General features: G+C 67.7%; 18 protein-coding genes. 8 read left to right on the forward strand and 10 right to left on the reverse strand.

Annotation, left to right across the window (positions count from 1 at the left end; all coding sequences use genetic code 11):
- Positions 1 to 115: 115 nt before the first annotated feature.
- The 4 genes from CG50_RS12310 (at position 116) to yddG (ending at position 3650) form a co-directional block, all read left to right on the forward strand.
- Positions 116 to 337 carry a DUF2061 domain-containing protein gene (locus CG50_RS12310; RefSeq protein WP_036638861.1) on the forward strand — a complete coding sequence of 74 codons (222 nt, stop codon included), beginning with the start codon at positions 116 to 118 and terminating at the stop codon, positions 335 to 337.
- A 92-nt stretch (positions 338 to 429) separates the two neighbouring features.
- Positions 430 to 1287: an EAL domain-containing protein gene (locus CG50_RS12315; protein WP_051909977.1), complete on the forward strand. Its 858-nt coding sequence runs from the start codon at positions 430 to 432 to the stop codon at positions 1285 to 1287.
- Between the two features lie 153 nt (positions 1288 to 1440).
- Positions 1441 to 2616 (forward strand): acetyl-CoA C-acetyltransferase, encoded by a 1176-nt coding sequence (locus CG50_RS12320; RefSeq protein ID WP_036638864.1) that lies wholly within the window; start codon positions 1441 to 1443, stop codon positions 2614 to 2616.
- Positions 2617 to 2777: 161 nt separating this feature from the next.
- Positions 2778 to 3650 (forward strand): aromatic amino acid exporter YddG, encoded by an 873-nt coding sequence (gene yddG, locus CG50_RS12325; RefSeq protein ID WP_036638866.1) that lies wholly within the window; start codon positions 2778 to 2780, stop codon positions 3648 to 3650.
- Positions 3651 to 3775: 125 nt separating this feature from the next.
- Here yddG and CG50_RS12330 read toward each other — a convergent pair whose 3' ends face one another.
- The 3 genes from CG50_RS12330 to CG50_RS12340 form a co-directional block, all read right to left on the reverse strand.
- Positions 3776 to 3955 carry a YdcH family protein gene (locus CG50_RS12330; RefSeq protein WP_036638868.1) on the reverse strand — a complete coding sequence of 60 codons (180 nt, stop codon included), beginning with the start codon at positions 3953 to 3955 and terminating at the stop codon, positions 3776 to 3778.
- Between the two features lie 93 nt (positions 3956 to 4048).
- The gene (locus tag CG50_RS12335; protein ID WP_036638870.1) at positions 4049 to 4825 is read right to left on the reverse strand and encodes a tRNA1(Val) (adenine(37)-N6)-methyltransferase; all 777 of its coding nucleotides are present in this window, start codon (positions 4823 to 4825) and stop codon (positions 4049 to 4051) included.
- Positions 4822 to 5037, reverse strand: coding sequence for a putative signal transducing protein (locus CG50_RS12340; protein ID WP_036638872.1), 216 nt, complete (start codon positions 5035 to 5037; stop codon positions 4822 to 4824). The genes CG50_RS12335 and CG50_RS12340 overlap by 4 nt, the downstream gene beginning before the upstream one ends.
- 62 nt (positions 5038 to 5099) lie before the next feature.
- Here CG50_RS12340 and CG50_RS12345 point away from each other — a divergent pair, with 62 nt between their 5' ends.
- Positions 5100 to 6101, forward strand: coding sequence for a polyprenyl synthetase family protein (locus CG50_RS12345; RefSeq protein ID WP_036638874.1), 1002 nt, complete (start codon positions 5100 to 5102; stop codon positions 6099 to 6101).
- A gap of 70 nt (positions 6102 to 6171) precedes the next feature.
- On the opposite strand, the gene CG50_RS12350 is transcribed toward CG50_RS12345, so the two are convergent.
- The gene (locus CG50_RS12350) at positions 6172 to 7029 is read right to left on the reverse strand and encodes a 4-(cytidine 5'-diphospho)-2-C-methyl-D-erythritol kinase (RefSeq protein ID WP_036638876.1); all 858 of its coding nucleotides are present in this window, start codon (positions 7027 to 7029) and stop codon (positions 6172 to 6174) included.
- Between the two features lie 14 nt (positions 7030 to 7043).
- On the reverse strand, positions 7044 to 8801 hold the full coding sequence (locus CG50_RS12355) for a tetratricopeptide repeat protein (RefSeq protein ID WP_051909978.1): 1758 nt from the start codon (positions 8799 to 8801) through the stop codon (positions 7044 to 7046).
- Positions 8802 to 9028: 227 nt separating this feature from the next.
- Here CG50_RS12355 and CG50_RS12360 point away from each other — a divergent pair, with 227 nt between their 5' ends.
- The 3 genes from CG50_RS12360 to CG50_RS12370 all read left to right on the forward strand — a co-directional run bounded on the left by CG50_RS12360 (position 9029) and on the right by CG50_RS12370 (position 13024).
- Complete coding sequence (locus tag CG50_RS12360; RefSeq protein ID WP_036638878.1) at positions 9029 to 9367, forward strand: carboxymuconolactone decarboxylase family protein; 339 nt, start codon at positions 9029 to 9031, stop codon at positions 9365 to 9367.
- A gap of 109 nt (positions 9368 to 9476) precedes the next feature.
- Entirely contained in the window at positions 9477 to 10316 is an 840-nt protein-coding gene (locus CG50_RS12365; protein WP_036638881.1) for a GH25 family lysozyme, read from the forward strand.
- A gap of 203 nt (positions 10317 to 10519) precedes the next feature.
- Positions 10520 to 13024, forward strand: coding sequence for a GcvT family protein (locus CG50_RS12370; RefSeq protein ID WP_036638882.1), 2505 nt, complete (start codon positions 10520 to 10522; stop codon positions 13022 to 13024).
- A gap of 262 nt (positions 13025 to 13286) precedes the next feature.
- Here the strand turns inward: CG50_RS12370 and CG50_RS12375 are convergent, their stop codons facing one another.
- The 5 genes from CG50_RS12375 to CG50_RS12395 all read right to left on the reverse strand — a co-directional run bounded on the left by CG50_RS12375 (position 13287) and on the right by CG50_RS12395 (position 17948).
- Positions 13287 to 13991: an ABC transporter ATP-binding protein gene (locus CG50_RS12375; protein ID WP_036638883.1), complete on the reverse strand. Its 705-nt coding sequence runs from the start codon at positions 13989 to 13991 to the stop codon at positions 13287 to 13289.
- Complete coding sequence (locus CG50_RS12380) at positions 13984 to 14766, reverse strand: ABC transporter ATP-binding protein (RefSeq protein ID WP_036638885.1); 783 nt, start codon at positions 14764 to 14766, stop codon at positions 13984 to 13986. The genes CG50_RS12375 and CG50_RS12380 overlap by 8 nt, the downstream gene beginning before the upstream one ends.
- Positions 14763 to 15746, reverse strand: coding sequence for a branched-chain amino acid ABC transporter permease (locus tag CG50_RS12385; protein ID WP_036638887.1), 984 nt, complete (start codon positions 15744 to 15746; stop codon positions 14763 to 14765). Before CG50_RS12385 ends, CG50_RS12380 begins: the two co-directional genes overlap by 4 nt.
- On the reverse strand, positions 15743 to 16606 hold the full coding sequence (locus tag CG50_RS12390; RefSeq protein WP_211248615.1) for a branched-chain amino acid ABC transporter permease: 864 nt from the start codon (positions 16604 to 16606) through the stop codon (positions 15743 to 15745). Before CG50_RS12390 ends, CG50_RS12385 begins: the two co-directional genes overlap by 4 nt.
- Before the next feature lie 88 nt (positions 16607 to 16694).
- Positions 16695 to 17948 (reverse strand): ABC transporter substrate-binding protein, encoded by a 1254-nt coding sequence (locus CG50_RS12395; protein WP_081880422.1) that lies wholly within the window; start codon positions 17946 to 17948, stop codon positions 16695 to 16697.
- Positions 17949 to 18055: the final 107 nt, after the last annotated feature.

Raw genomic sequence — 18055 nt, forward strand, 5'->3', positions numbered from 1 at the left:
CTTACATATCGAGTCCGGTCGCCCGCACCATATCATCGTTCCCAGCACATGAATGACGCTGGAAAATCTGCGTGGAAATACCCATGCTCGGCAGAGGTCAACCGAAGGAGCCATCATGCCAGCAGCGACAGGCGACAGCCACACCCGGTCCCTTTCCAAAGCCATCAGCTGGCGCGTGACCGGCTCTGTCGACACATTCGTGCTGAGCTGGCTGATCACCGGCAGCGTGAAATTCGCCGGCTCCATCGCCTCGATCGAAGTCTTCACCAAAATCGTTCTGTATTACCTGCATGAACGGGCCTGGGCGCTGATCCCGCTGGGACGCCCCCGGCGCTGAGCACAACCCGCGGCGGAATTCCGTTTTTCCGCTGGCGTTAACGTCATGTTAGCCCCGGGGCCGCAAGCTGCCTTCATCTGATGGAGGATGGCATGAAGGACAGGGAGTTCGTTCGGAACCGCGAAAGCGCGATCCTTGCGGGGAAACCGCATGCCAACCCGCTCGACGTCGCCATCGCGCTGCGCGATCAGGACGTGATCGACATGGTGGAAACCGCGATCCGGCGGCGCAACGTGATGTTGGCCTATCAACCCGTGGTGCGCGCCGCCCAACCCGATCAGGTCGCATTCTACGAGGGGCTCTTGCGCGTGCTGGACGAGGCCGGGCGGATCATCCCGGCGCGGGATTTCATCTCGCGAGTGGAACAGGGCGGCCTCGGCAGACACCTCGACACGCTGGCGCTGGAACTCGGCCTCGATGCGCTGGCGCGCACGCCGGCACTGCGTCTGGCGATCAACATGTCGGCACGCTCGATCGGAAATGCGCTGTGGCTCCAGGTGCTCGACGACGGGCTGAGCCGCGATCCGACACTGGGGGAGCGGCTGATTCTCGAAATCACCGAAAGCTCTGCGATCGAGATGCCAGAACAGGTTGCCGCGTTCATGGCGCGAATGCAGAGCCGCGGCGTCAGCTTCGCGCTCGACGATTTCGGGGCCGGCTACACCTCGTTTCGCTATCTGCGCGATTTCTACTTCGATATCCTGAAGATCGACGGGCAGTTCATCTCCGGAATTGACCACGATCCCGACAATCAGGTTCTGATGGCAGCCCTTCTGTCCATCGCCGAGCATTTCGAGATGCTGACCGTCGCCGAATGCGTCGAAACCGCGGCCGAGGCCGCGTATCTGACACATCTCGGAATCGACTGTCTGCAAGGTTATCACTTCGGCGCCCCGGCCATCGCAGTCCCCTGGCAACGCGACGGGCCGCGCAACTCACGCCGGGCCTGAAGCCGCGCCCCCGAAGCCGCGACGTTGCGTCAAAGTGATGCTTCACAGCACCGGCTTCGGGCAATCCGCTTGACCTGCCCCCCCCCGACGGCATCCTTCGCGCAGCGGTTCGCGCCCCTCCGGGCAGCCGAACCCCCTGTGAGGAGATACCCCATGACAAATGTCGTCATCGTCTCGGCAGGCCGCACGGCCGTCGGCAGTTTCAACGGATCTTTCGCCGCCACCCCGGCGCACGAGCTGGGCTCGGCCGTGATCTCGGCGGTGGTCGAGCGCGCCGGCATCGACAAGGCCGAAGTGTCCGAGACGATCCTCGGCCAGGTGCTGACCGCCGCGCAGGGCCAGAACCCGGCCCGCCAGTCGCATATCAATGCCGGCCTGCCGATCGAATCCTCGGCCTGGACGATCAACCAGGTCTGCGGCTCGGGTCTGCGGGCGGTTGCGCTCGGCGCTCAGCACGTGATGCTGGGCGATGCGGCGATCGTCGTCGCCGGCGGTCAGGAATCGATGTCGATGTCGGTTCATGCCGCGCATCTGCGCGCCGGCCACAAGATGGGCGATCTGAAGTTCATCGACACGATGATCAAGGACGGCCTGTGGGACGCGTTCAACGGCTATCACATGGGCCAGACCGCCGAAAACGTTGCTGCCAAGTTCCAGATCACCCGCGAGATGCAGGACGAATTCGCGCTTGCCTCTCAGAACAAGGCCGAAGCGGCACAGAAAGCCGGCAAATTTGCCGACGAAATCGTCCCCTTCATCGTCAAGACCCGCAAGGGCGAGACCGTGGTCGATGCCGATGAATACATCCGCCACGGCGCCACGATCGAGGCGATGCAGAAACTGAAACCCGCCTTCATCAAGGACGGCACGGTAACCGCGGGCAATGCCTCGGGGATCAACGACGGCGCGGCGATGGTGCTGCTGATGACCGAGGAAGAGGCCGCGCGGCGCGGTCTGACCCCGCTCGCGCGCATCGCGTCCTATGCCACGGCGGGCGTCGATCCCTCGATCATGGGCACCGGACCGATCCCGGCGTCCCGCAAGGCGCTGGAGAAAGCGGGCTGGAAGGCCAGCGATCTCGACCGGATCGAGGCGAACGAGGCCTTCGCCGCCCAGGCTCTCGCGGTGAACAAGGAACTCGGCTGGGATACGTCGAAGGTCAACGTGAACGGCGGCGCCATCGCCATCGGCCACCCGATCGGCGCTTCGGGCTGCCGCATCCTGAACACGCTCGTGTTCGAGATGAAGCGGTCGGGCGCGAAGAAGGGCCTCGCCACGCTGTGCATCGGCGGCGGCATGGGCGTCGCGATGTGCCTCGAAGGGCTCTGATCTGACACTGGGCGCGGGGGACACCCCGCGCCACACCCCGCGCGATGATGCAAATTTCGGCACGTCGCCCCCAAGAGACCGGAAAGATCCCCCCCGGATCGCGCAATCCCTTGGAAATTCTGCCCTTCTCCCGCATCGTGCCGCCGACACAGGAGAACGGAATGACCAAAGTTCAGGCCACCGCCATCGGCTTCATCGCAATCGGACTGTGGGCACTGCTCGCACTGTTCACCGTCGGCACAGCGCCGGTTCCGCCCCTGCAGCTCAATGCGCTGTGCTTCGCCATCGGCGGCAGCATCGGTCTGGTGTGGCTTGTGCTCAGCGGCGGGCTCGGGCAGCTCAAGACGATCCCGCTGTCGGTCTATGCCTTCGGCACGGCGGGGCTGTTCGGCTATCATTTCATCTATTTCACCGCGCTGCGCCTCGCCCCGCCGGCCGAGGCCAGCCTGATCGCCTATCTCTGGCCGCTGCTGATCGTGGTCTTCTCCGGCCTGTTGCCGGGCGAGCATCTGCGCAAGCTGCATGTGCTGGGCGCCGCCATCGCCTTCGTCGGCGCGGCGATGATCGTGCTGCGCGGCGGACAGGCAGGCGGCATCGGCGGCGCATCGGCGCTGCCGGGCTATGCGCTGGCGTTTCTCTGCGCGCTGATCTGGTCGGGGTATTCGCTGATCTCACGCCGGCTCGGCGCGGTGCCGACGGCGGCGGTCGTCGTCTATTGTCTGGCAACGGCCGTGCTGTCGCTCGGCGCGCATCTGGCGATGGAGGAAACCCGCTGGCCCACCGCGCCGTTGGGATGGCTCGCGGTGATTGGGCTCGGCGTCGGCCCGGTGGGCATCGCCTTCTTCACCTGGGACATCGGCGTGAAGAAGGGCGATATCCAGCTCCTCGGCACGACGTCTTACGCCGCGCCTTTGCTGTCCACGCTCGCGATGATCGCGGCGGGGGCCACGGCCGCCAGCCCGATTCTGGTTCTGGCGGCCGCGCTGATCACGGCAGGGGCGCTGGTCGCGGCCTGGGCAAGCCGTCCTCGCTGAGCGCACGTCACGACGGCGCCCCCGGTTTCGTCTCGGTGGGTGCCTTTCGCACCCTCATGGGTTGAGATGGATCCGTGGGTGAATGTCGGTTGGCCCCGGTCCGGTCATGCGCCGGGGCATGGCCCTCACATCGCGGCAGCCGGCTGTTCCAGACGCGAAATCTGGTCCTTGAGGCGCAACTTCTCGCGTTTGAGGGCAGCGATGGTCAGCGCATCCGCGCCCGGGCTCTTCAACGCCCGATTGACCTGGTCCGAAAGGACCTCGTGTTTCCTTCGCAGTTCGGTGATGTGCGACGTCATGGACATGGCAGCTTCCTCTTCTGTTTCGGTAACTCCAGTGCAGCACGAAACCCGAGTCGTGTCACGAAAATGTCGCAAGCCATGGTAAAAATCAGCCGATCATTGCCCGGCGAACGGCAATTCCCTGCCATCGCGCAAAACCGCGCGACCTAGGGGGCTCAGATCCTCGCCGTCGCGGTCATGCTGCGCGGCGCCGTGCAGCACGAAAGGCGCAAGTAACCGCAGTGGCGTGCGCGCCCCCTTGCGGGCCCGCACGATCACCCGACCGGCGTCGCGACCGGGGCGCGGCGCGACGGGCAGCACGCTCAGCGCCCCGCCCCCCGCCGCCATCGCGGCCAGCAGATCCGCCAGACGGTCGACCGACTGAATCACCGTCAGCCAGCCGCCGGGTTCCAGCCGCCGATACCCCGCCGCGATCCAGTCGGCGAGCGGCGTCGCCTCGCGCTGCGCCCGCTCGCGGCCGGCATCGGTCGCGGCCGTGCCCTGTCCCGGCGGGTAATAAGGCGGATTGGCGATCACCTGATCGAAGCGCAGCGCGCGCAGCGCCTTCGGCATCCGGGCAAGATCGCCCTCGAACACCTCGAACTCCAGATCGTTCACCCGCGCGTTCCGGCGCGCGAGATCGGCATAAGCCGGTTGCAGCTCCAGCCCGGCAAGCGCCAGCCCCGCGACCCGTCGGCCGAGGCACAGGCTCGCCTGTCCCGCCCCGCAGCCGAGTTCGAGCACCCTCTCCCCTTCCCGCGCCGGACAGGCCGCGGCAAGCAACACCGGGTCCATCGCCGCGCGGTAGCCCGCCCGCGGCTGCGACACCATGACCCGGCCGTCGAGGAAGCGGTCATGGCTCAGCTCCGCCTCGGAAAACGGCTCGGTTCTCATGCCTCCGGCCCCAGTCCGTTATCGGTCAGAATCGCCCGCGCCAGGAACAGATCGCGGTCCGCCACCATCATGCGCCGCGGCAACATTCCGAGGCTCCCTTCGAGGATGCTCATATGGACGTCCAGCACAAAGGCCGTTATACCCTCGCCCTCAAGAAGGGCAGTGGCCAGAGCCAGTTTCACCGGGTCCGTGCTGCGCAAAAGCTCTTTCATGATCCTCGTTTACGGGCACGCCTGCGCCCTGTCGAGACGGGGGCGCCCGGGAAGGAAAGAAGATGAGCCTCGACGACAAGGCCACGAAGCCGCACGACCGCCTCGCACAGGCCCTGGCCGATGACATGGCCGCGATGAACGACCTGATCCACGAGCGGATGAAGTCGGAGCACGCGCCGCGCATCCCCGAGATCACCGCCCATCTGGTCGAGGCCGGCGGCAAGCGGCTGCGCCCGATGCTCACCCTCGCCTCGGCGCATCTGTGCGGCTACACCGGCCCCTATCACATCCACCTGGCGGCGACGGTCGAATTCATCCACACTGCGACGCTTCTGCATGACGACGTGGTCGACGAAAGTCAGCAGCGCCGCGGCCGGCCGACGGCGAACCTGTTGTGGGACAACAAATCCTCGGTTCTGGTGGGCGACTATCTGCTGGCGCGTGGTTTCCAGCTGATGACCGCACCGGGCAGCATGAGGGTGATCAACATTCTCGCCGACGCCTCGGCGGTGATCGCCGAGGGCGAGGTTCTGCAGCTGACCGCGGCGCAGGATCTGGCGACGGGCGAGGACACCTATCTGCAGGTGATCCGCGGCAAGACGGCGGCGCTGTTCTCGGCCGCGACCGAGGTCGGTGCGGTTCTGGCCGGCGCGCCCGAGACGCAGGTCCGCGCGATGTTCGACTATGGCGACGCGCTCGGCATCGCGTTCCAGATGGCGGACGATCTGCTGGATTACGGCGGGTCGAGCGCCGCGATCGGCAAGAACACCGGCGACGATTTCCGCGAGCGCAAGCTGACGCTGCCGGTGATCCGTGCGGTGGCCGCGGCCGACGCGACCGAGCGCGCGTTCTGGAGCCGGGTGATCGAACAGGGCGACCAGCGCGAGGGCGATCTGGACCATGCGCTTGAGCTGATGCACCGTCACGGCGCGCTCGAATCGACGCGCAAGACGGCGCTCGACTGGGGGGCGAAGGCGCGGGCCTCGCTCGACATCATGCCCGCGGGAGAGCTGCGCGACATGCTGGCGGATCTGGCCGATTACGTGGTGGCGCGGCTGAAATAAGCCCGCCCTGCCCTGACGGCTTTGCAGGAACGGTCCCTCAGGGGGCCGTTTTTCGTTGCGAGGAGGCCGTTCAGACGGGTTTCGGAGCCGAGCGCACCGCCTGATCGCCAAGCGCACCCGACGCGATCCACCAGCCGGGATGCGTGGCGCGCAGGGCATCGGCGGCGGCCTCGGCCTCGGCCATCGTGGCGAACAGGCCGAAACAGGTGGCGCCGGAGCCCGACATCCGCGCCAGACGGCAGCCTGCCGTCTGACGAAGAGCACCCAGCACCGCCCCGATTTCCGGCGCCAGTGCGACCGCCGGCGCCTCCAGATCGTTGCGCTGAGCGCTCAGCCAGTCGATGCAATCGCTGACGCGGGCGAAAACGGGCAGGTCCGGCATCGGCGCCCCGTCGCGACGGCTGAGCGCACGGAACACCGCGGGCGTCGCCACCGCGACACGCGGGTTGACCAGCACCGCCGGCAGCTCGGGCAGCGTCACCGGAACGATCCGCTCGCCGATGCCGGTGACGCGCGCCGGATGCGGGCTCAGGCACATCGGCACATCGGCGCCGAGTCGCTCCAGCCCTTCGGCCGGCACCGTCACCGCGCGCAGATGCGCCAGCCCGCGCAGCATCGCCGCCGCATCGGAGGAGCCGCCGCCGATGCCCGAAGCCGTCGGCAACCGCTTGATGAGCTCGATCTCGGCCCCCCCCGCACCGGGCACGAAAGCCGCGGCGCGCAGCACCAGATTCTCTGGCCCCGCCGGCACCGCCGCCCCTTCCGGGCCGGAAACCGTCAGCGACAGCCCCGGCGCCGGGCGCAGTCGCAGCGTGTCTCCGACCGGAGCGAAAGCCACCAGCGTATCGAGCAGGTGATAGCCGTCCTCGCGACGGCCGGTGACATGCAGCGCCAGATTGATCTTGGCGGGTGCGAAGACCTCGATCATCGCCGGGCGCAGGCTCAGTTCTGCGCCGGAGCAGCGGGGCCGGAAGCGTCGGGGCCTGCGGGGGCCGCCGGATGCAGGGGGGGCGCCCCCTCGTCCTTCAGCACCTGATCGAGACCGACCTCGAGCTTGCGCTTCACCCGGTCGAGATCCAGATCGTCCTCGACCCCGGGACCGAGGTTCAGCGCCCGGCGCCACTGGAATTCCGCCTCGCGCTTGCGCCCGAGCGCCCAGTAGACATCGCCCATGTGGTCATTCAGCAACGGCTCGCGCGGGTCGAGCGACAACGCCTTTTCCATCGCTGTCGCCGCCTCGTCATAGCGGCCGAGCCGGAAATAGGCCCAGCCGAGGCTGTCGGTGATATAGCCCTGATCGGGCGCCGCCGCGACGGCCCGGCGGATCATGTCGAGCGCCTCGTCGAGGTTCTCTTTGCGCTCGACATAGGAATACCCGAGGTAATTCAGCACGGTCGCCTGATCGGGCGACAGCACCAGCGCTTCCTTCAGATCCTGTTCGGCCCCGGTCCAGTCGCCCGACTTGTCGCGCGAGATACCGCGGGCGTAGAACAGGAACCAGTCGCGCTTGCCGGGCGAGGGCGTCAGCCCCACCGCCTTGTCATAGGCATCGGCCGCCTCCTTGAAGCGGTTCTCGCGACGCAGATCGTCGCCGAGCGACACCCACACAGCCGCCAGATCGGGGCGCGCGCGGGACAGGTCCTGCAACACCGCGATGGCCTCGTCGGCGCGGTCGGCCTCGCGCAGCGCCTCGGCCCGGCCAAGCTGCGCCGAAGGATAGGTCGGGTTCGCCGCATCGATCGAATCGAAGGCCGCGATGGCCAGATCGTATTGCTTCTGTGCCGCCAGAATCGAAGCCGAAACCAGCACCGGCTCGCCGAAATCGGGACGGATCCAGGATGCCAGCCGCGCGTGAACCAACGCCACAGCCGAAGGCTCGGCGCCATTTTGCAGCGCCTGAGCGACCGAAAGATAGATCTCGGCAATGCCGGCCTTCGCGTTCGGCACCAGATCGAAGGGCAGCATCTCGCCCTTCGTCAGCCGGTCGCGCAGCGCCGTCAGCTCCGGGTCCAGCCCCTGACCGAAGGTCGAGTCGATCAGTTGCAGGGCCTCGGGGTCGCGTTCGAGCTGCGAGAGCACCTCGGCATGGGCCATCACACCACGGCGGGTGCTGTGGAACACATCGGCGAAGCGGCCCGACAGGATCTCGTCGGCGCCCTCGTAATCGCCCACCATCGCCAGCGACAGCGCCTTGTGAAACAGCGCGATCGCCGCCATCTCCCGGGTCTTGGCCAGATCGTCGAAGGTCTTCGCCGCCTCGGTCATCCGCCCGAGCCCGACCAGCGCCCAGCCCCGGTAGATCCCGCTGACCAGCGCCCCGGGCGTCGCCCCGCCATCGAGAAGCGCGATCCCCTTCTGGTAATCGCCCGCCTCGGCTGCCGCCGCCAGCTCGGTCAGCGAGGCCAGACTGCTGAGCGGCTTTTGCTGCATCATCACATCGGCCACCGCCGTCGCGCGGGCATACTCGCCAAGCGCGATATGGCTGACCAGCGCCCCCTCCTGATAGGCGGGCTGGGTCGGATCCGACAGCAGCAGCCGGTCGTAATAATCGCGCGCGGCGGCGTAATCGTTCTCGAAGGTCGCGATGCGCGCCGCGAGATAGGCCCCGGCCGGGTTCGTGTCGGCCATCGCCGGCGTCGTGCCGAGCGCCAGCGCGGAAACCAGACAGACCTTGCGCAGGAACGTGTTGCTGAGCGGCACGGGCAGATCCTTTCCGAATATCGAGGCCGACCCTAGCCAAGGCGGCGGCGCAAGGCAATGCGGCCCGGCACCCCCGGGGCACCGCAACCGCCGGCACACGACGTTGTGACGCAGCAACGGATGCGGCCTTGAAATTGCATTCACAAAAATGAATATAATTGTGTCGCTTGCGCCGCCATCCCCGGAATTCTCCGGAGTGCGGCACCTGGAACCCCGGAGGATAGCCCATGAGCTACAAGGAAAACCTGGCCGCGCTGCGCGGCGATCTGCGCACCGTCAACAAGACCGTCCCCGAGATGATGGCAGGCTTCGGCGCGCTGTCGAAGGCGGTGTCGCAAAATGAGGCGCTCGATGCCAAAACGCAGGAGCTGATCGCGCTAGGCATGGCGGTGATCTCGCGGTGCGAGCCGTGCATCATGCTCCATGTCGATGCGCTGCGCAAAACCGGCGCCAGCCGCGAGGAGCTGGGCGTGGTGCTTGGCCTCGCGGTGCAGATGGGCGGTGGACCGGCGCTGATGTATGCCTCTAAGACGCTGGCCTGCTGGGACGAGCTGACCGCCGCCTGAGCGGCGCACATCGCCCACAGTCCCTCGTGACATTCCCGCGGTTTTGCGGGAACGTGTCGAAAAACATCAGCGGCCGGCCCGCAGCGGGACAGGCCAAGGGGGACAGGCGATGTCGTTCATCAAGGTGACAGCTGCAATCATGGCGCTTGCCGCACTCGCGGGGTGCGGCGGGCACAGCGGGCGCGACTCAGGGGGGCCGATGCGCGGAACGCTGATGGCTCCGAAGCAGATCGACCCGGCGACCTATCGCGCCCCCGGCGTTCCGGCACAGTTCGGCGACACCAAACCGCATCCCTGGCAAGAGGTCCATCCGGCAATGCTGCCGGTGCATGGCATCGACGCCGCGCGCTATCAGGGCCGCATCGACTGGCCGAAGGCGCGCAGCTCGGGGGTGAACTTCGCCTGGCTGAAGGCGACGGAAGGCGGCAATTACATCGACCCGGGGTTCAGCGCGAACGCCCCTCAGGCCCGGGCCGCGGGCGTGCCGGTCGGCGCCTATCACTTCTATTATTTCTGCCGCACCCCGCAGGAGCAGGCGAACTGGTTCATCCGGAACGTGCCGCGGGTGTCGGGCGATCTGCCGCCGGTGCTGGACATCGAGTGGAATCACCAGTCACGCAGCTGCCGCCGGTTCCCGGATCCAGCCACGGTGCGCAAGGAAATCAGCGCATATGCCGCCATCGTCGGCGCCTATTACAAGACCCGGCCGCTGGTCTACACGACGCCCGATTTCTATGCCGACAACGCGCTCGGACAGCTGCGCGGGGTCGAGTTCTGGCTGCGCTCGACGGCGGCGCACCCCTCGGCGCGCTATCCGGGCGAGCGGTGGAGCTTCTGGCAATGGACCGGAACCGGCGTGGTGCCGGGCGTAGGCGGTATCACCGACGTCAACGCCTTCGGCGGCTCGACCGACGTGTGGTATGCCTGGCTGAAAGCCCGCCGGCAGTAAGCGCCCTGCATCGCGAGGAACATCGCACGGCCGCCGGACCATCCGGCGGCCGTGCGCATTCCGCCCCCTCGCCGGGCCCGCCGCTATATCTCGCCGATGTCGCTTTTGGCTGGCAAGTGTCGGGTCTCTGTGCCCGGGCGCCGGCGACTGCGCTCTAATCGGGGCAACCTCCGACCGGAGGAAACCTCGCAAGGAAGCAGTTCATGAAGACCCATGTCAAAGCTCTGGTCGTCGGCGGCGGTGCCGTCGGCGTGTCGATCGCCTACCATCTGGCCAAGGCCGGCTGGAAAGACGTCATGCTCGTCGAGCGCGACGAGCTGACCGCGGGTTCGACCTGGCACGCGGCCGGCCTGCTGCCGCTGTTCAACATGAACTACGCCTCGAACTTCATCCACAAATACTCGGTCGACTTCTACAAGACGCTCGAGGAAGAGACCGGGCTGAACCCGGGCTTTCACATCGTCGGCAACCTGCGCATGGCCCAGACGCAGGAGCGGATGGACGAATACATGCTCTATTCCTCGGTCGCCGAGACCACGGGCGTGTATCACGAGTTCCTCTCTCCGAAGGAGATGAAGGACCGCTGGCCGCTGATGAATTGCGAGGATCTGGTCGGCGCGCTGTTCCACCCGCAGGACGGCTACATCAACCCCGCCGACGTGACCCAGGCCATGGCCAAGGGCGCGCGCCAGCGCGGCGTGACGATCGAGCGCCGGATCCAGGTCGACGCCTATCGCTGGACCGGGTCGGAATGGATCGTCTCGGTTACCAGGATGATCGAGAAGGGCGGCATGCTGGTGCCGAGCGAAGAGAAGTACGAGATCCACGCCGAGCACGTCGTCACCGCGACCGGCAACCACGCGCAGCGCACCGCGCGCCTTCTCGGCATCAAGAGCCCGGCGATCCCGGTCGAGCATCAGTATATCGTCACCGAGCCCGATCCCGCCCTCGTCAAATGGCGCGAGGAAGGCAACCCCGAGCACCCGGTGCTGCGCGATTCGGATGCGCTTTGGTATGTGCGCGAGGAACGCGGCGGCTGGATCCTCGGCCCGTATGAGAAGAACGCCCCGGCGCGCTTCGCCTATGGCTGCCCCGACAGCTTCCGCGCCGATCTGTTCCCGCTCGATCTGGAACGGATCGAGGAAGAATACATGTCCTTCATCCACCGCCTGCCGAGCGTCGAACATGTCGGCCTGAAGGACGATTTCAACGGCCCGATCTGCTACACCCCCGACGGCAACCCGCTGGTCGGCCCGGCGCCCGGACTGCGCAACATGTGGCTCGCCGAGGGCTTCAGCTTCGGCATCACCGCGGCCGGCGGCACGGGCTACTATCTCGCCCAGCTGATGACCGAGGGCGAGGCCGAGATCGACATGTCCTCGCTCGATCCGAAGCGCTACTCCAAGGACATCACCACCGAATACACCATCAAGAAGAACGAAGAGTGCTACGAGCACGTCTTCATCTGCCACCACCCCGACGAAGAGCGCCCCGCCGCCCGCCCGTTCAAGACCACGCCGAACTATGACGCGCAAAAGGCGATGGGCGCGCAGTTCGGTCAGGTCAACGGCTGGGAACGGCCGAACTACTACGGCCCGAAGGATGCCCCCGAAGGCTTCGACCACGACAGCCGCAGCTTCCGCCACGGCGGCTGGTGGCAATATGCCAGGGCCGAGGCCGAGGCGATCCGTTCGACCGTCGGCATCATCGACGCCACCGCCTTCGCCAAGCATGTGGTGAAAGGGGCCGGCGCGACCGCCTTCCTCGACCAGTTCACCTGCAACAAGCTCCCCAAAGTCGGGCGCATCAACCTGACCTACGCGCTGACCGTCAAGGGCACGGTGCGCACCGAATACACCATCGTGCGTCTGGCCGAGGATGAATATTACCTCGTCTCCGCCGGTGCCTGGGAAACCTATGACGAGGACTTCCTGCTGAAATCGGTCGAGGACTTCCTCGCCGCGGGCGGCGCGCCCGTCGAGGTCAAGGCGGTCACCAACCAGTGGGGCGTCTTCGCGCTCGCCGGTCCGAACGCGCGCGCACTGCTTGCGGAACTGGTGCGCGACGCCAACCCCGAAACGGTGCTGTCGAACAAGCGCTTCCCCTGGCTCAGCTATCGCGACATCGAGCTCGGCATGGCGCCGGTTCGCGCGGTGCGCGTCGCCTATACCGGCGAACTCGGCTGGGAGCTGCACTTCCCGATCGAAATGTCGCGTTACCTGTGGAACCTGATCTGGTCGGTGGGCGAGAAGCACGGCCTGAAAGGCGTGGGCGCGCGGGCGCAGAACTGGCTGCGTCAGGAGAAAAGCTACCGCGCCTTCGGCAACGAACTCGGCCGCGATGCGACGCCGCTCGAAGCCGGCCTCGACCGCTTCGTCGACCTCGGCAAGGACTTCCTCGGCAAGCAGGCGATGCTCGACACCGGCGTGCGGTCGAAATGCGTCACCGTGCTGATCGACGGGCCCGAGGACAGCGACCCCTGGGGCAAGGAAGCGCTGTTCGTGGATGGCGAGAAAGTCGGCCGTCTGACCTCGGGCGGCTATTCGGCGGCCTTCGGCAAGCAGATCGGCATGGGCTACGTCCGCCCCGATCTGGCTGAGCCGGGCACGAAACTGAAGGTCAAGATGCAGATGAAGGAATGGGATGCCCTCGTCACCGAGGACAGCCCCTTCGATCCGCAGAACGCGCGCATCCGCATCGACGGTTGACCCCAGCCTTCCGAAACACGAACGGGGCGCCCGACGGGCGCCCCTCTTTCCCTTTCGATTCGCCGCAAATATCCCGGGGGTGAGGGCCGCAGGCCCGAGGGGGCAGAGCCCCCTCCCCTTATAGTATCTGCGGGGCAGAGCCCCCCTCCCCTTGGTATCTGCGGGGCAGAGCCCCCATCGCTTCCGCTTTCTGCGGGGGCAAAGCCCTCTCGTTTTCAGACCCCTGGCAGCCTCTCACGACCTTCGGCGGCCCGCGAACCCGCTACTCTCCTCCGAGCCCCACCCCGGTCAGCGCATCGAGCCGTTCGGGATCGCCGATCAGCCGCACGGCGGGCTCGGCCGCGACGATCCGGCCGCGGTCCATCACCACCGCCTCCGAGGCGAGGCCCAGCGCATCCATCGCATGTTGCTCGACGATCACCACCCCGACGCCCGACCCCATCGCCACCTCGCGCAGCGTGGCGAGAACCAGCTCCGCCATCACCGGCGCCAGCCCCTCCAATGGCTCATCGAGCAGCAGCAGCGCCGGGTTCAGCAGCAGCGCCCGGCCGATGGCGACCAGTTGCTGCTCGCCCCCCGACAACTGCCAGCCGAGGTTGCGCCGCCGCTCCTGCAACCGCGGCAACAGCGCGTAGACGCGGCCGAGCGTCCATTCCCCCGGCACCGCGCCCACGGTCAGGTTCTCCTCGACCGTCAGGTTGCGAAACACCCGCCGCTCCTGCGGCACCCAGCCGATGCCCAGTCCCGTGCGCCGCGCGATGGCCGCGCCGCCGATCTCCGCACCGCGCCAGCGCAGGCTGCCGCCATGCAGATCGGTCAGCCCCATGATGGTGCGGATCAGCGTCGATTTGCCCACCCCGTTGCGCCCCAGAAGCGCCAGCCGCCCGCCTTCGGGCAGGCTCAGCGACACGTCCTCGATCACCGTGGCGCGGCCATAGCCCGCCGAGACGTTTTCCAGCTCAAGCATGAAGCCCCGCCCCCCTGCGGCCAAGATAGGCGTCCTGCACCGCCGGGTCGGCGGCGACATGGGCGGGCGTGCCCTCGGCCAGAACCTTGCCGCCCGCAAGCACCGTCACCGCCCGCGCGAACCGGCGCACGAGGTGCATGTCATGCTCGACGAACAGCAGCGCCACTTCGGCCGGCAGCCCCTCCAGCACCTCGAACAGCCGCGTGCTCTCGCCCGCCGGGATCCCCGCCGCCGGCTCGTCGAGCACCAGAACCCGCGGCCGCGCCGCGAGCGCCAGCGCGATCTCGACGACGCGTTGCTGCCCGTAAGCCAGATCCGACACCGGCCGTTTCGCCACGCCGATCAGCCCGACCGAACGCAGGATCTCGCCCGCCTCATCGACGAAAGCGCCGTAACGGCCGAGCGGGCGCAGCATCCGCGCGCTCCGCCCCTCGCGCTCGGCGATCGCCAGAAGGACCGAATCGAGCGCCGACATCTCGGCAAACAGCGAGGTCACCTGAAAACTGCGCACCAGCCCGCGCCGCACCCGCGCCGAGAACCCCGTCCGCGTCACGTCATGCCCCCCCAGCAGCACCCGCCCGCTGTCGGGCCGCAACGTGCCGGTGATCAGCCCGACGAAGGTGCTCTTGCCCGCGCCATTCGGCCCGATCAGCGCGTGGCGGGCTCCGGCCGGCAGTTGCAGCGACACGCCGTCGACCGCCTGCAACGCGCCGAAGCGGATCGAAACATCCTCGACCGACAGCGCATAATCGTTCAGCCGCGCTCCGTCGCTCATGCCCGATCCTCCGTCTTCGCCCGGGCGCGCGGCAGCCGCACCCGCGCCAGCAGCCCGGCGATGCCGCGCGGCGCGACCAGCACCACCGCCATCATCAGCAGACCGAGCCAGCCGAGCCAGTATTCCGGGCTCAGCGCCGAGAGCCAATCGCGCGCCAGCACATAGACCGCCGCCCCGATCAACGCGCCGTAACGCGAGCCGACACCGCCGAGGATCAGCACGATCAGCACCTCGGCCGAGCGCTGGAAGCTCAGCGCCTCAAGCGCGACGGACTGCGTGGTCTCGGCCATCAGCGCGCCCGCGAGCCCCGCCATCGCCGCCGACAGCGCATAGGCCTGCGCCAGCCGCGCCCCGACCGGCGTGCCGAGCGCCGCCATCCGCACCGGGTTCTGCCGGATGCCGCGCAGCGCCGTGCCGAAGGGCGCCGCCCGCATCAGCGTGAAAGCCGCGAAGCAGATCCCCAGCACCGCCAGCGCATACAGATAGCCCGTCACCCCGAACAGATCGAACTCGAACAGACCGAGCACCGGGCTGTTCAGAAACCCCGACAGCCCGTCGTCGCCCCCGGTCCAGTCCCGCCCGCGCGAGGCCGCCTCGTGCAGCATCAGCCCGAGGCACAGCGTCACCATCAGCTGGGTCAGCCCGCTCGCGCGCAGCACCAGAGGCGCCATCGCCAGCCCCGCGAGACCGGCGATGCCGCCCGCGATCAGCAGGCCCGAGATCGGCTCTTCCCAGCCCGCCAGCGCCAGAAACGCCGCCGCATAGGCGCCGATGCCGAAGAACGCCGCATGGCCGAGCGACAGGATCCCCGCCTGACCGACCAGCAGCTCCAGCGACAGGGTGAACAGCGCCAGCACCGCGACCTGGGTCAGCAACAGCAGATAATCCTGCGACACCAGCGGCAGCGCGGCGAGCGCGGCCAGGACCGCCGCCTCGGCCACCGGCCTGCGCCACGAGATGGAGGAATGAAGATCGCTCATGTCCGCGCCACCAGTCCTTGCGGGCGCCAGATCAGCATCGCGACGACCAGCGCATAGATCAGGAACCCGCCCGCCCCGGGCAGGTAATACTTGCCCGCCACATCGACGATGCCGACGATCAGCGCCGCGACGAGCGATCCCGTCACCGTCCCCGGCCCGCCGAGGCTGACGACGATCAGGAAGAAGGCGAGGTATTTCAGCGGAAAGCTCGGGTCGAGCCCGATCACCGGAATGGCCAGCGCGCCGCCCGCGCCCGCCAGCCCCGCCCCGATGGCGAAGCTGAGCAGGAACAGCCGGTCGACATTGATGCCGACACCGCCCGCCATGTCGCGATCGCTTTGCGCGGCACGCACCCGCGCGCCGAACCGCGTGCGTTCGAGCCCGAAGAAGATACCCGCCGCCAGCACTCCCCCGAGGATCAGCAGAAACAGCCGGTAAGCGCCGACCTCGGCACCGGGCCAAAGCGCGATCTGGCCCTGCAGAAACGCCGGCAGATCGGCCGGTTGCTGCCCCGCCCCCCAGATCCGCGTCGAGACCGCGATCCAGACATAGACCATGCCGATGGTGAACAGCACCTGATCGAGCGGCCCGCGCCGGTAGAGGCGGCGAAACAGCACCGCCTCCAGCACGCCGCCGATCGCCGCGGTGATCAGCGCGGCAAGCGGCACGCCCAGCAGGAACGGCATCCCCAGCCGGTGCACCAGCACGACCGAGGCGAACCCGCCGATGGCCGCGAAACTGCCATGCGCGAGGTTCACCACCCCCATCAGCCCGAGCGTCACCGACAGCCCGACGCTCATCAGAAACAGCAGCATCCCGTAGACCGTGCCGTCGAACAGCACGATGGGCAGACCAGACATCGCATCCTCCGCTTGGGCCGGCCACGCCGTCCCTGGCCCCGGACCGGAGCGGATCACCCGCTCCGGGCTTGGTCACCGTCGCGCCGGATCAGGCGCGCGGATCCTGCACCTTCTCGAACTTGTCGAACTCGATGCAGGCGAGCTTGCCGTTTTCCAGCCGCTCGGTGCGCCGGACATAGACCGTCTGGATGATGTCGCGGGTCTTGTCGCCGATCTCGATCGGGCCGCGCGGGCTCTCGATGCTCAGCCCCTTCAGCGCGCCCATCAGCGTGGCGCCATCGGTCTTGCCGCCCGTCGCCGTCAGCGCCTTGTCCAGAACCGCCATCCCGTCATAGGCGGTCATCGCCATGTAATTCGGCGCGTAATCGCCATTGTCGGCGGCATAGCCCGCGATGAACTTGCGGTTCAGATCGGACTCGTGCGCCGTCGAATAGTGATGCGTGGTGATCAGCCCGAGGCCGGCATCGCCCGCCGCCTGCATGTAGCTGTCATCCATCGCCTCGCCGGTCGCCAGAAGCCGGATCCCCGCCTCGGCGAGGCCGCGCTCCTTCGCCGCCTTCAGGAAGTTGTTCGGCAGATCCCCCGAGGGGAAGAAGAAGAACACCGCCTCGGGCCTGGTGTCCTTGATGCGCTGGACATAGGCCGAGAAGTCCGGGTTGTTCATCGGCACGCGCAGGCTGTCGACGACCTTGCCGCCCCCGGCCTCGAAGGTGGTCTTGAACGCGGTCTCGGCATCGGCGCCCGAGGAATAGTCCGCCACCACCGTCATTGCCGTCCTGATGCCCTGCCGGCCCGCCCAGGTCCCCATCGGCGCCGAGACCTGCCCGACGGTGAACGAGATCCGCGCGATGTAATCCGACTTCTTCGGGATGTCCGAGGCCGAGGCGTTCAGGATGATGCAGGGCACCTTCGCCTGGCTCAGAACCGGGGCGATGGCCATGGCGTTCGGGCTGAAATCGAGGCCGATGATGACCTGAACCTTGTCGCGGGTGATCAGCTCGCGCGCGAAACGGGCGGCGAGGTCGGGGGCGGGGCCGGCGGTGTCGCGGCGCACGATCTCGACCGCGCGACCGGCGACGCGCTCGCCGTTCTGCTTCAGCCACAGCGCGATGCCGTTGTCCATCTGCTTGCCGTAATCGGCATAGGGGCCGGAATAGGTGACGATCAGGCCGATCTTCAGCGGCTCGGCATCGGCGGCGAAGGCGATGCCCCCCGCCACCTGGCTCAGTGCGGCCCCGAGCGCCCCTGCCCCCACGAGCTTCAGCGCCCGGCGCCGGGCCGGGTCGTGCACGGCGACGGTGAGGTTCAGCGGAGCCGGCGGATTGGAACGCGGTGTGGTCATGGTGTTTTCCCTGTCATGCTGGTCTCGGTTTCGTCGCCCCCTGCCCGGCTTCGCGGACATGAGGACACCTTCCCCCGAAGTGCGACACGCCCCCCGGGGCCCGGCCC

This window comes from Paenirhodobacter enshiensis, assembly GCF_000740785.1.
In the GTDB taxonomy this organism is placed as follows: Bacteria; Pseudomonadota; Alphaproteobacteria; order Rhodobacterales; family Rhodobacteraceae; genus Rhodobacter; species Rhodobacter enshiensis.